This is a genomic window from Pseudomonas sp. IT-P253 (genome assembly GCF_949768125.1).
Taxonomy (GTDB): domain Bacteria; phylum Pseudomonadota; class Gammaproteobacteria; order Pseudomonadales; family Pseudomonadaceae; genus Aquipseudomonas.
In genome coordinates this window covers 16634-30056 of record NZ_CATKPT010000022.1, presented here as the reverse complement: position 1 = coordinate 30056, position 13423 = coordinate 16634, and the positions used below count along the sequence as shown (strand labels likewise).

Below are 13423 nucleotides of genomic sequence, written 5' to 3'. Positions count from 1 at the left end.
CGAGCATCATCGCGCCGTATTTGTCAGCGGCCAATCGTGATAATCCGGGAGAAAGCTGCCCGGTCATCGCGTTTGCCGGCAACATGTGTCATGAAACAGCGGAAAGTGGCTTGCACCAGACCTACACTCAAGGGCTTGAAACTATGCTGTAGATGCACATTGCCAAACGGCGTTGGTGCCAGCAATCTCCAGCGCTATTCGAGCCTCGACATTCCGCCGCCCACAGGAGCCCAGCATGCCTGTAACCGTTCTGGTACTGGTTGAAACCATCAATGATTACCTGTCGATTCTCGAGCATCAGGGCTTTCACCTGATACTGGCTCCCACCCCTGCCGAGCGCGCCGCTGCCATTACACGGCACGCCGGGCAAATCGATGCGGTCCTGACGCGCGGTCCGCTGGGGCTGTATGCCGATGAAATCGCCGCCTTGGCCAATCTCAAGATCATTTGCGTGATCGGCGCCGGTTATGAACACGTCGACTTGCAAGCCGCCGCCGACCGGGGCATTACCGTCACCAACGGTGCCGGGGTCAACGCCTCTTCGGTCGCCGACCACGCCATGGCGATGCTGCTGTCACTGGTGCGAGACATTCCGCGCTGCGACGCCGCCGTGCGCCGCGGCGAATGGCCAAAAATCATGCGTCCCTCCCTGGCTGGCAAACGCCTGGGCATCCTCGGCCTCGGGGCCGTCGGCATGGCCATCGCCAAACGTGCCGCCCACGGTTTTGACATGACAGTGAGTTACCACAACCGCCAGCATCGCAGCGACGTGCCTTACACCTTCTGTTCGACCCCCACCGAGCTGGCACGCGTCTCGGATTTCCTGATGATCGCTACACCCGGCGGCCTTGCCACTAAACACCTGATCAACCGACAGGTGCTCGACGCGTTGGGCCCCAAAGGTTTCATCGTCAATATCGCCCGAGCCAGCGTGATCGTCACTGCAGACCTGATCAATGCGCTGGAGCAGCTGCGAATTGCCGGAGCCGCGCTGGATGTCTTCGATGCCGAACCCCACGTGCCGGACGCTCTCAAGGGCCTGACCAACGTCATCCTGACCCCGCATGTCGCCGGTCTGTCGCCGGAAGCCACGCAAGGCACGGTGGAGCTGGTGGGCCGCAACCTGGTGGCGTTTTTCTCCAATCAGCCGGTGCTGACGCCGGTCGCCCTGCCCCCGGCGATAAGCAAGGCCATGTTCTGAAGCGCTTTCAAACAGGTGTATCAAAAGCAATGATTGGCAGGCAACACGCTCACCTATAAGGGCTGCTCGTGGTTGTGGGTGTTGGGTGTGCGCATTAGATTAGCCAATAGTCTCAGGCCTCCAGAATAAGCAGAAGGGATAAGTATGGCGCTTACTGACCAGTCCACCCGTATCCGCACCGGCGAAGAGCTCGATGCCAGCCTGATCGATCCGTACCTCAAGGCCCATATTCCGGGCCTGAGCGGTTTGCCACGGATCAGCCAGTTTCCCGGCGGCGCATCGAACCTCACCTACTTGCTGGAATATCCCGAGCAGGAGTTTGTCCTGCGTCGGCCGCCGTTCGGTCACAAAGCCAAGTCCGCCCATGACATGGGCCGCGAATTTCGCATCCTCAACCAACTCAAGGACGGCTTTGCGTACTGCCCCAAAGCCTACGTGCATTGCACGGACGAATCGGTGATCGGTGCCGAGTTCTATGTGATGGAACGGGTCAACGGGATCATCCTGCGCTCCGAACTGCCGCCGGAACTGGGCCTGGACTCGGCCAAAACCGAAGCCCTGTGCAAGAGCTTCATTGACAAGTTCGTTGAGCTGCACCAGGTCGACTACAAGGCTTACGGCCTGGGCGACCTCGGTAAACCCGAAGGGTACGTGGCCCGGCAGATCAAAGGCTGGAGCGAGCGCTACGAAAAAGCGCTGACTCCCGACGCGCCGCAGTGGGAAGCGGTCAAGGCCTGGCTCAACGACAAGATGCCGGCCGATCACCCGACCCCCAGCATCGTTCACAACGACTATCGCTTTGACAACGTGATCCTCGACCCGAACAACCCGATGCAAATCATCGGCGTGCTCGACTGGGAACTGACTACGCTCGGCGACCCGCTGATGGACCTGGGCAACACCCTCGCCTACTGGATCGAAGCCGGCGACCCGGCCCCCGTGCAACTGATGCGCCGCCAGCCGAGCCACGCCCCGGGCATGCTGACCCGCCGCGAGTTCGTCGATTACTACGCCGAACGCTCAGGCATCCAGATCGACAACTTCGACTTCTACTACACCTATGGCCTGTTTCGTCTGGCCGGCATCGTGCAGCAGATCTACTACCGCTTCTTCCATGGTCAGACCCAGGACAAACGCTTCGCGCAGTTCATTCACATGAACAAACTGCTGGAGCAGATGAGCCTGCAGGTCATCCAGAAATCCAGCCTTTGATTGCGCCCCTGACTAATTAACAAGACTTTTTATAAGAGAATCCCATGTCCAAGACTCAGTTGTTCGACCTTGACGGCAAAATCGCTTTCGTTTCCGGCGCCAGCCGCGGCATCGGCGAAGCCATCGCCAAACTGTTGGCCCAACAAGGCGCTCACGTCATCGTCTCGAGCCGCAAGCTCGAGGGTTGCCAGCACGTGGCCGACGCCATCATCGCCGCCGGCGGCAAGGCCACCGCTGTTGCATGCCATATCGGTGAGATGGAACAGATCAGCCAGGTCTTCGCCGGTATCCGCGAACAGTTCGGACGCCTGGACATTCTGGTCAACAACGCCGCGACCAACCCGCAATTCTGCAACGTGCTGGACACCGACCTCAGCGCCTTTCAGAAAACCGTCGATGTGAACATCCGCGGCTACTTCTTCATGTCGGTGGAAGCCGGCAAGCTGATGCGCGACAACGGCGGCGGCAGCATCATCAACGTCGCCTCGATCAATGGCGTCTCGCCAGGGATCTTCCAGGGCATCTACTCAGTGACCAAGGCGGCGGTGATCAACATGACCAAAGTCTTCGCCAAGGAATGCGCGCAGTTCGGCATCCGCTGCAACGCCCTGCTGCCAGGCCTGACCGACACCAAATTCGCGTCGGCACTGGTGAAAAACGAGGCTATTTTGAACACCGCGTTGCAGCAGATTCCGCTCAAGCGCGTGGCGGACCCAAGTGAAATGGCCGGTGCCGTCCTGTATCTCGCCAGCGATGCGTCGAGCTACACGACAGGGGTTTCGCTGAACGTGGACGGTGGCTTCCTGTCCTGATCCAATTCAGACACATACCTTGCTCGCGATGGTCGTGAACGATAACGCGTTCTTCCTGAATAACCGCGTTGCATTCACGACTTTCGCGAGCGAGCTCGCTCCTACTGGGTGACGCAGCGAGTCGTGGTCGTGACCCGTGTCACCTGCGCGTCGACTCTCGCGTCGCCTTGCACATCGGTGTTTTCATTGGTTTGGCAGGTACGCACGGGATCGGGCGGCGGTGCGGCAGGGGGTGGCGGTGGTGGACTGGCACACCCACCGAGGATCGCTGCGCAGAACGCGAGCGCCACAGGCGATAAAACGCATTTCCCAGAACTGTTCATAGGTTGACCCGCTATAAGTGATCGACACCCTTGTGTGACAACAAAACATCCCCGGAAAGTCCGTTCACAGAACAGTTACCGTGTTTTCCTTATCGTTCAGGCCGTCGTCAACGCCAGCAAAGCCTGGCAATTGCTACGAAATCGCGCCGGGGCGATGCAGGCAATTGCTCTCCAGCTCATAACGCAGTTCTTCAATCAGTGCGTTCACTGCGTCTGCCGTCCTTAGCGTTGCCAGGTTCAGCCCGCTGACCACCAGGTCGACCTGGCCTGAGATCGGGTGATAGAGCTTCACCGTCAATGAATGATCACCCGTGACAGTGCAATCACAGGCCAATGGCGAAAAGCTGCGCTCCAGATGCATACGCAATTGCGCCAGATGAATCATTTTGCTCATTCCTGTCGCTGTTCGAAGGATGCGAACCCGGCCTGAACACCCGTATCGCACCTTCACAGGATAAGCACAGACGCACTGCGCCAACACACGAAATTGCACCTCACCAATTAGTGCATTTGCACCTTATCGCGGTGACTTGGGCCGCCACTCGCCGGAGAACAAACCGCGTTCTCGCGCCCAGACAATCGCCTCGCTGCGACTGTGAACATCGAGTTTGGAATACACCGTCGACACATGATTGCGCACCGTATTGGGCGCCAGTTTCAACCGTGCAGCGATCTCCTTGTCGGCCAGGCCTTCGCAGATGAGTCCCAGCACATCGCGCTCCCGGGCGGTCAGTTCGGTGAGCGTGACGCTGGGCAACCTGGGTGAGTTAACGTTCTTCACGTTGGCGAGTTTTTCGATCAGCGTGCGGCTGAACCAAGAAGCGTCTTTCATCACCTCTTCGATCGCCGCCACCAACTCCAGCTCTGTGCGCTTACGGTCGGTGATGTCTATCAGTACCAGCAGGTAACAAGGGCTGTCCTGAATGTTCACGGTGTCGGCCGACACCGCGCAATCAATCAGTTCGTTGTCTTTTTTACGCACGCGAACATCGACGCGATCCAGCCCACCGGTTTTCTCCAGCGCCGTGAACAGCCGTGTCCGTGCGCCCTTGTCGTGAATAAAATCGATCTCGGCGATGGTCTTGCCGAGCACTTCATCACTGGGAAATGCGAGGGTGTCGAGGAATGCTTCATTGACGTCCATCACCACCTGATCAGCGGCACTGCACACCAGGATCGGCACCGGCGTCAGGCGAAAGGCTTTGGCGAACCGCTCCTCACTCTGGCGCAGGGCGGCCTCGGCCTTGCGTCGAGGCTCCATGTCGACGAAGGAAAACAGCATGCACGCTTCGTCATTGAGTTCCAGGGGCTGACCGGCGACGATCACCTGCTTGCTCCCGCCCTCGGGCAATTGCAGCTCGGCCTGCATTTGCGGAATGGTTGCCCCCTCGCGCAAACGCTGCTTGGCCAGGTCTTTGCTTTCGGCGCCTTCGAGCACGTCCAACTCATACGTCGAACAGCCGATCACTTGATCACGCGCATAGCCAGTCATTTCCAGAAAACCGGAATTGACCTTGATGTAGCGCAAATCACTGAGTCGGCAGATCACCGCGGGGGCCGGGTTGGCGCTGAAGGTTTTTTCAAAGCGCTGCTCGGCGCTGGCCCACTCGGTGACATCGTCCATGATCAGCACCAGCGACTCCGGGTCGCCCGCACTGTTGGCCAACACCATGCTGCGCACACTGTGAACCCAGGTGCGATCCGGGTCCTGCCCTGACCGCACATGCACCACCACATCGCTGAACGTTTCGCCACGGGCGACACGGTTGATCGGGTAGTTATCGACCGGAACCGGATGATTGTTGCGATAGCGCAAGGCGAAGCGTTTGGCGTACGCCTTGGCATTCGCGCCCAACTCGCTGATCTGCCCGACACCGTGCATGGCCAGCGCGGCGTCATTGGCCCAAAGGATCCTCTGGTCGAGCTCCAGCAAAATCACGCCATCGGACAAGCCGGCGATGATCTGCTGCAACTGCCGGCGATTGGTTTCGGTGATCAGGACGTCCTGGCTCATTGGATCTCCACACGTGCGCCGGCGCATTCACGCGCCGGCCTGTGAAGATGTCGACCGCAGTCGGTTGGGATAGTGCTAACCCGTTCTGTAGGAGCTGCCGCAGGCTCTCGGTTTTCTGAGCTTCAGGCCGCCCGTTGACCACCGGCAATCGCTGCCGACGCCGCCAGCATCGCCCGCAACAACACCGCACACCCGGCCGCCAGATCATCCGGCGCGGCGTTTTCGATTTCGTTGTGGCTGATGCCGCCTTCGCACGGCACGAAGATCATCCCGGCCGGGCCGAGTTCGGCGAGGAAGATCGCGTCGTGCCCTGCTCCGCTGACGATGTCCATGTGCGACAGCCCCAGACCTTGTGCGGCACCGCGTACCGCTTCGATGCAGCCCTTGTCGAAGTACAGCGCAGGGAAGTCGGCAGTGGGTGTGAGTTCGAAGGTCAGTCCGTGTTCTTCACAGGTGGTTTCGATGACCTCACGGACTTCGGCGATCATCGAGTCCAGACGCGCCGGCTCCAGGTGCCGGAAATCGAGGGTCATGCGCACTTCGCCGGGGATGACATTGCGTGAGCCGGGGTAGGCTTGCAGGCAGCCCACGGTGCCGCAGGCGTGCGGTTGATGGCTGAGGGCGGCGCGATTGACGGCGCCGACGATCACCGCCGCCCCGACCAGTGCGTCCTTGCGCAGGTGCATCGGGGTTGGGCCGGCGTGGGCTTCGACACCGCGCAGTTTCAGGTCGAACCATTTCTGGCCGAGGGCGCCCATCACCACGCCGATGGTTTTGTGTTCGTCTTCAAGGATCGGGCCTTGCTCGATGTGAGCCTCGAAATACGCGCCGACGGCGTGACCGCTGACCTTACGTGGACCCGCATAGCCAATGGCGTTCAGCGCTTCGCCGACGGTGACGCCTTCGGCATCGACCTTGGCCAGGGTTTCTTCCAGGGTGAATTTTTCTGCGAACACGCCGGAACCCATCATGCACGGGGCGAAGCGCGAGCCTTCTTCGTTGGTCCAGACCACCACTTCCAGCGGCGCTTCGGTTTCTACGCCGAGGTCATTGAGGGTGCGCAGTACTTCGACGCCGGCCAGCACGCCAAAACAGCCGTCGAACTTGCCGCCGGTGGGCTGGGTGTCGATGTGGCTGCCGGTCATCACCGGGGGCAAGTTGGGGTTGCGACCGGCGCGGCGGGCGAAGATGTTGCCGACGGCGTCGATGCTGACGGTGCAACCTGCCTCCTCGCACCACTTGACGAAGATGTCACGGGCCTGGCGGTCAAGGTCGGTCAGGGCCAGGCGACAGACGCCGCCCTTGACCGTGGCGCCGAGCCTGGCCAGTTCCATGAGCGACTGCCACAGGCGGTCGCGGTTGATGTGCTGATGGGTGGACTGCAGAACGTCTACAGCAGCGTTCATGGTGATCTCCTCAGGCAGTTTTTGTAGGTTTGTTCAAGAATTGCTTTGGTGTTTTTGAGGCCGCCTTCGCGAGCAGGCTCGCTCCCACAGGGGGAATGCATTTCAAATGTGGGAGCGAGCCTGCTCGCGAAGAGGCCATCCGCTACACCGCAGATTTCGCTACAGACGGGCTAGGCCGCATCGAGCACAACCCGTAATAAATCAGCCCGCCCAACGCCGAGCCGGTGAACCAGCCATAGCTGTAAAACCAGCTGAACGCATCACTTCCCAGTGACAACAGCGTCAACACCACCGGCACGCCGAAGGCGATGAACCCGAACCAGTTCCACGCCGGATAGACGTCATCTCGATACAACCCGGCCAGGTCCAGCTGCTGCTTCTTGATCAGGAAATAGTCCACCACCATGATCCCGGCGATGGGTCCGAGCAGGCTGGAGTAACCCAGCAACCAGTTGGAGTAAACCGTTTCCAGGCTCACGTCCGAGACAATCAGCCCGAGCTTTTTCAGCAGTTCATGGCCCATCAGCAACAAGCCCACCAACCCCGTCAGCAACACCGCTTTCGTGCGGTTGATCACCCTGGGCGCGATGTTCTGGAAATCGTTGGTAGGGGACACAATGTTCGCCGCGGTGTTGGTGGACAGCGTGGCAATGATGATCAGCGCCATGGCCAATGCCACCCAAATCGGGCTCTGGATATGACCGATCAGGCTAACCGGATCAGAGACGGTGACACCCACCAGTTTCACCGAGGCGGCGGTCATGACGACGCCCAGGGAAGCGAACAGGAACATGGTCAGCGGCAAGCCAATAATCTGCCCGAGGATCTGGTCTTTCTGGCTTTTGGCGTAGCGGCTGAAGTCGGGGATATTCAGGGACAAGGTGGCCCAGAACCCGACCATGGCGGTCAGGCCGGCGGCAAAGTAGCTGACGACGCTGGCCCCTTCCGGTCGCTTGGCCGGAATCGCAAACAGTTCGGTCATCGATACGTTCGGCATGGCCCATACCAACAGGCCCACGCCCACCAGTACCAGCAGCGGCGCCGAGAGGGTTTCCAGCCATTTGATCGACTCGGCGCCGCGTAGCACCACCCACAAATTCAGCACCCAGAAGATCATGAAGCCGATCACTTCACCGGTGCCACCGAGGGATTTCCAGCCTTCGAACATCGAACCCAAAAACAAGTGAATGGCCAGGCCACCGAACATCGTCTGAATGCCGAACCAGCCGCACGCGACCAGCGCCCGAATCAAACAGGGCACGTTGGAACCGAGAATGCCGAAGGAGGAGCGCAATAACACCGGGAACGGAATGCCGTACTTGGTGCCGGCAAAAGCGTTCAACGTCAGCGGGATCAACACAATGAGGTTGGCGAACAGGATGGCCAGCAGCGCTTCGCCCACGCTCAGACCGAAATAGGCCGTGAGCACCCCACCGAGGGTGTAGGTCGGCACGCAGATCGACATGCCGATCCACAGCGCAGTGATGTGCCATTTGTTCCAGGTTCGTTCATGCACCTTGGTCGGTGCCATGTCGTGGTTGTAACGGGGACTGTCGAGGACGTCGCTGCCGGCTTCCAGCTCAAACAAGCCGTCGCGCTCGGTCACCTGCGATCTGATCTGTTGCATGGCCGCTCCACTGTTCTTTGAATTATTTTTTGCTCATCAGGGGCTAACGGCATCAATAACTGTGCCGCGCACCCCGTTTGCGCATCGGGCAGTTCCATAAAACTTTGCAACCAACTGATGTTTATCAGTTTTATTGATAAACCAATCAGTCCGCGGTCACTTGCCTGTTCACTCAGACGGAATGCCAGGCACGTCGTCCGAAAAGTCAGGACTCAATCGGGTGCATCAAACTTTTCTTGAATGTAGCGCATCAACCATAGACCTTTCTCAACCGGCTGATTTCACATAGGAAATCTCGTCTATTTTTTGAACCTGTCAAGTGCGTCAAAATGGTGAGCGTGTGAACCATTTTGGTTACTTGCATATTTAATCGTTATTTATCAGATAGTTATTAACGTTATAAGCTTATAAAAAATATTCTTGCTGATTCCTGAATCTCCGACTAGCGTCTATTCCTGACAGCGCTGACAGGAATACACCTGTTTGCGCCGGCTTCATATAAAACATTTAGAACCGGCACCAGTCGGTCATTGCCTGCGAGGAACTCGGAATGTCTCTGTTGATCCGTGGCGCCACCGTTATTACCCATGATGAAAGTTACCGTGCCGACGTCTATTGCGCTGACGGCGTGATCAAAGCCATCGGTGACAACCTCGATGTTGCGGCCGGTGCCGAGGTGCTCGACGGCAGCGGCCAATACCTGATGCCCGGCGGCATCGACCCGCACACGCATATGCAACTGCCCTTCATGGGCACGGTGGCGAGCGAAGACTTTTTTAGTGGCACAGCAGCGGGACTGGCCGGCGGCACCACGTCGATCATCGACTTTGTGATTCCCAATCCGCAGCAATCGCTGATGGAGGCGTTTCACCAATGGCGCGGCTGGGCCGAGAAGTCAGCCGCAGATTATGGTTTCCACGTCGCCATCACGTGGTGGAGCGAGCAGGTCCGCGAGGAAATGGCGGAGCTGGTCAACCATCACGGGGTCAACAGCTTCAAGCATTTCATGGCCTACAAGAACGCGATCATGGCGGCCGACGACACCCTGGTAGCGAGTTTCGAGCGTTGCCTGGAGCTTGGCGCGGTGCCGACGGTGCACGCGGAAAACGGCGAACTGGTTTATCACCTGCAACGCAAGTTGATGGCCCAGGGCATGACCGGTCCTGAAGCGCATCCATTGTCGCGGCCGTCGCAGGTGGAAGGCGAAGCCGCGAGCCGGGCGATCCGCATTGCCGAGACCTTGGGCACCCCGCTGTACCTGGTGCACGTCTCGACCAAGGAAGCCCTCGACGAAATCACCTATGCCCGCAGCAAGGGCCAACAAGTCTACGGCGAAGTGCTGGCCGGGCATCTGCTGCTCGACGACAGTGTCTACCAACACCCGGACTGGCAGACCGCCGCCGGTTACGTGATGAGCCCGCCCTTCCGTCCTCGTGGCCATCAAGAAGCACTTTGGCACGGCCTGCAATCGGGCAACCTGCACACCACCGCCACGGACCATTGCTGCTTCTGCGCCGAGCAAAAAGCGGCGGGCCGTGACGACTTCAGCAAAATCCCCAATGGCACCGCCGGCATCGAAGACCGCATGGCCGTGCTTTGGGACGAAGGGGTGAACACCGGTCGCTTGTCGATGCAGCACTTCGTCGCGCTCACTTCCACCAATACCGCGAAGATCTTCAACCTCTACCCACGCAAAGGTGCGATTCGTGTCGGGGCCGATGCGGACCTGGTGCTGTGGGATCCGCACGGGACGCGGACAATTTCAGCGACAACTCACCATCAGCAGGTCGACTTCAACATCTTCGAAGGCAAGACCGTGCGCGGCGTGCCTAGCCATACCATCAGCCAGGGCCGAGTGGTATGGGCCGATGGCGATCTGCGCGCCGAGCGTGGTGCCGGGCGGTATGTCGAGCGGCCGGCGTATCCGGCGGTGTTTGATTTGTTGAGTAAGCGCGCTGAGTTGAATAAGCCAACTGCTGTGAAACGCTGAAATCGAGGCCTTCGGCCTTCGCGGGCAAGCCTCGCTCCTACAAGGGAGTGCATTTCAAAATGTAGGAGCGAGGCTTGCCCGCGAAGGCGCCGGCCCGGACAACAAAAAACCATGCCCATCAGAGGCAGTACCTCAATAACCGTGAGGCCAACACCGTGATCAAGACCCTGAACCACCTCCCGCATTCCCAAGAGAGTGCGGCCGCCCTCGCCGGCCATTTCACCGATCTGGCGCCGCCCCTCAACGAGCGGCAGGCGCATCTGGAAGCTTCGCGCTGCCTGTACTGCTACGACGCGCCGTGTGTGAATGCCTGTCCGAGCGAGATCGACATTCCCTCGTTCATCCGCAATATCCATCAGGACAACGTTCAGGGCGCCGCGCAGAAAATCCTCTCGGCGAACATTCTCGGCGGCAGTTGTGCCCGGGTCTGCCCGACGGAAATCCTCTGCCAGCAAGCCTGTGTGCGCAACAACGACCATGAATGCGCCCCGGTGCTGATCGGCCTGTTGCAACGTTACGCAGTGGACAACGCTCAGTTCAGCGAACACCCGTTCCAGCGCGCCGCCGCGACCGGCAAGCGCATCGCCGTGGTCGGCGCAGGACCGGCCGGTTTGTCTTGTGCCCATCGCAGTGCCATGCACGGTCACGACGTGGTGATTTTCGAGGCGCGGGAAAAGGCTGGCGGCCTCAATGAGTACGGGATTGCCAAGTACAAACTGGTGGATGATTACGCGCAGAAGGAACTGGAGTTTCTGCTGGAGATCGGTGGCATCGAGATCCGCCACGGCCAGAAACTCGGCGAGCAATTGACCCTCAGCGACCTGCATCAGCAATTCGATGCCGTATTCCTCGGCCTCGGCCTCAATGCCAGTAAACAACTGGGCCTGGCCCATGAAGACGCACCCGGCCTGCTCGCCGCCACCGACTACATCCGCGAACTGCGCCAGTCCGACGACCTGACCCAGCTCCCACTCGCCGACCATTGCATCGTCCTCGGCGCCGGCAACACCGCCATCGACATGGCCGTGCAGATGGCTCGCCTCGGCGCTCATGACGTCAATCTGGTGTACCGTCGCGGCGTCGAAGACATGGGTGCCACCAGGCACGAACAGGACATCGCCAAAGCCAATCAAGTGCGCTTGCTGACGTGGGCACAACCCGAAGAGGTGTTGCTCGACGATCAGGGCAATGTGCGCGGCATGCGCTTCGCCCGCACCAGACTGTTCGAAGGCCGCTTGCAAACCACCGGGGAGACCTTCGAACTGGTCGCCGACGCCATCTTCAAAGCCATCGGCCAGGCCTTTGATGGCAGTGCCCTGGCCGATCCACTGGCCCGGGAGCTCAAGCGTCAGGGTGATCGAATCCTGGTAGATGAGCACCTGCGCACCAGCATTCCCGGCGTGTATGCCGGCGGCGACTGCACCAGCCTCGATCAGGACCTCACCGTGCAAGCCGTGCAGCACGGCAAGCGGGCCGCCGAAGCCATCAACGCTCAACTCATGCTCAACGTGGAGGCTGCGTAAATGGCCGATCTCTCGATTGTCTTCGCCGGCATCAAAGCCCCCAATCCGTTCTGGCTGGCCTCCGCGCCGCCCACCGACAAAGCCTACAACGTGGTCCGCGCCTTCGAGGCTGGCTGGGGCGGCGTGGTCTGGAAAACCCTGGGTGAAGACCCGGCGGCGGTCAACGTCTCGTCGCGCTACTCGGCGCACTTCGGCGCCAACCGCGAGGTGATGGGCTTTAACAACATCGAGCTGATCACCGACCGCTCACTGGAGATCAACCTGCGGGAAATCACCCAGGTCAAGAAGGACTGGCCGGACCGTGCGCTGATCGTGTCGCTGATGGTGCCCTGCGTTGAAGAGTCGTGGAAATACATCCTGCCGCTGGTGGAAGCCACTGGCGCCGACGGTATCGAGCTGAACTTCGGCTGCCCTCATGGCATGCCGGAACGCGGCATGGGCGCAGCGGTCGGCCAGGTTCCGGAGTACGTCGAGCAGGTCACGCGCTGGTGCAAGACGTATTGCTCGCTGCCGGTGATCGTCAAGCTCACGCCGAACATTACCGACATCCGCGTCGCCGCCCGCGCGGCCCATCGTGGCGGCGCTGACGCGGTGTCGCTGATCAACACCATCAACTCGATCACCAGCGTCAACCTGGAGCGCATGGTCGCCAATCCCGCCGTCGGCAGCCAGAGCACCCATGGCGGATATTGCGGCTCGGCCGTCAAGCCGATTGCACTGAACATGGTCGCCGAAATAGCCCGCGACCCGCAGACCCAAGGCCTGCCGATTTCCGGCATTGGCGGCATCGGCAGCTGGCGCGACGCGGCGGAGTTCATTGCGCTGGGCAGCGGCTCGGTGCAAGTGTGCACGGCCGCGATGCTGCACGGATTCCGGATCGTCGAAGAAATGAAGGACGGTTTGTCACGCTGGATGGACAGCCAAGGCTACGCCAGCGTGTCGGATTTTGCCGGGCGCGCGGTGGGAAATACCACTGACTGGAAGTACCTGGACATCAACTACCAGGTGATTGCGAAGATTGATCAAGAAGCCTGTATCGGTTGCGGACGCTGCCATATCGCCTGCGAAGACACCGCGCACCAGGCGATTGCCAGCCTGAAGCAGGCGGACGGGACGCATAAATACGAAGTGATCGACGATGAGTGCGTAGGGTGCAATTTGTGCCAGATCACCTGCCCGGTGCAGGATTGCATCGAGATGGTGCCGATCGAGAACGGCAAGCCGTTTCTGGATTGGAACCATGATCCGAGGAATCCTTACCACGTTACTGTTTGATCGTTGAAGATCAAGAGATCGCAGCCTCGTTTCACTCGAC

10 protein-coding genes and 1 pseudogene are annotated in these 13423 nt (G+C 59.9%); 7 read left to right on the top strand and 4 right to left on the bottom strand.

The window, feature by feature from the left end:
- Nucleotides 1-8: 8 nt before the first annotated feature.
- The 4 genes and pseudogenes from ACM6IR_RS12975 to ACM6IR_RS12960 all read left to right on the top strand — a co-directional run.
- Nucleotides 9-149 (top strand): annotated as a pseudogene (locus ACM6IR_RS12975) (TetR/AcrR family transcriptional regulator); the annotation flags it as partial.
- 86 nt (nt 150-235) lie between these two features.
- Nucleotides 236-1201: a 2-hydroxyacid dehydrogenase gene (locus ACM6IR_RS12970; RefSeq protein WP_414908062.1), complete on the top strand. Its 966-nt coding sequence runs from the start codon at nt 236-238 to the stop codon at nt 1199-1201.
- Nucleotides 1202-1345: 144 nt separating this feature from the next.
- Nucleotides 1346-2413 carry a phosphotransferase family protein gene (locus ACM6IR_RS12965; RefSeq protein WP_414908061.1) on the top strand — a complete coding sequence of 356 codons (1068 nt, stop codon included), beginning with the start codon at nt 1346-1348 and terminating at the stop codon, nt 2411-2413.
- Nucleotides 2414-2457: 44 nt separating this feature from the next.
- Entirely contained in the window at nt 2458-3225 is a 768-nt protein-coding gene (locus tag ACM6IR_RS12960; RefSeq protein ID WP_414908060.1) for an SDR family oxidoreductase, read from the top strand.
- A 456-nt stretch (nt 3226-3681) separates the two neighbouring features.
- Here ACM6IR_RS12960 and ACM6IR_RS12955 read toward each other — a convergent pair whose 3' ends face one another.
- From ACM6IR_RS12955 to ACM6IR_RS12940, 4 genes are all read right to left on the bottom strand, one after another.
- Nucleotides 3682-3933 carry a DUF1652 domain-containing protein gene (locus ACM6IR_RS12955; protein WP_414908360.1) on the bottom strand — a complete coding sequence of 84 codons (252 nt, stop codon included), beginning with the start codon at nt 3931-3933 and terminating at the stop codon, nt 3682-3684.
- Nucleotides 3934-4065: 132 nt separating this feature from the next.
- Nucleotides 4066-5562: a PAS domain S-box protein gene (locus tag ACM6IR_RS12950; RefSeq protein ID WP_414908059.1), complete on the bottom strand. Its 1497-nt coding sequence runs from the start codon at nt 5560-5562 to the stop codon at nt 4066-4068.
- 122 nt (nt 5563-5684) lie between these two features.
- A complete protein-coding gene (locus tag ACM6IR_RS12945) occupies nt 5685-6968 on the bottom strand; it encodes a Zn-dependent hydrolase (RefSeq protein ID WP_414908058.1) in 1284 nt (427 codons plus the stop codon).
- A 142-nt stretch (nt 6969-7110) separates the two neighbouring features.
- Nucleotides 7111-8595 carry an NCS1 family nucleobase:cation symporter-1 gene (locus ACM6IR_RS12940; RefSeq protein WP_414908057.1) on the bottom strand — a complete coding sequence of 495 codons (1485 nt, stop codon included), beginning with the start codon at nt 8593-8595 and terminating at the stop codon, nt 7111-7113.
- Between the two features lie 550 nt (nt 8596-9145).
- Between ACM6IR_RS12940 and hydA the strand changes: the two genes are divergently transcribed.
- From hydA to preA, 3 genes are all read left to right on the top strand, one after another.
- Nucleotides 9146-10585, top strand: a complete 1440-nt coding sequence (gene hydA, locus ACM6IR_RS12935) for a dihydropyrimidinase (protein WP_414908056.1) — start codon at nt 9146-9148, stop codon at nt 10583-10585.
- Nucleotides 10586-10740: 155 nt separating this feature from the next.
- Nucleotides 10741-12108, top strand: coding sequence for an NAD(P)-dependent oxidoreductase (locus ACM6IR_RS12930; RefSeq protein WP_414908359.1), 1368 nt, complete (start codon nt 10741-10743; stop codon nt 12106-12108).
- On the top strand, nt 12109-13383 hold the full coding sequence (gene preA, locus ACM6IR_RS12925; protein WP_414908055.1) for an NAD-dependent dihydropyrimidine dehydrogenase subunit PreA: 1275 nt from the start codon (nt 12109-12111) through the stop codon (nt 13381-13383).
- Nucleotides 13384-13423 lie beyond the last annotated feature (40 nt).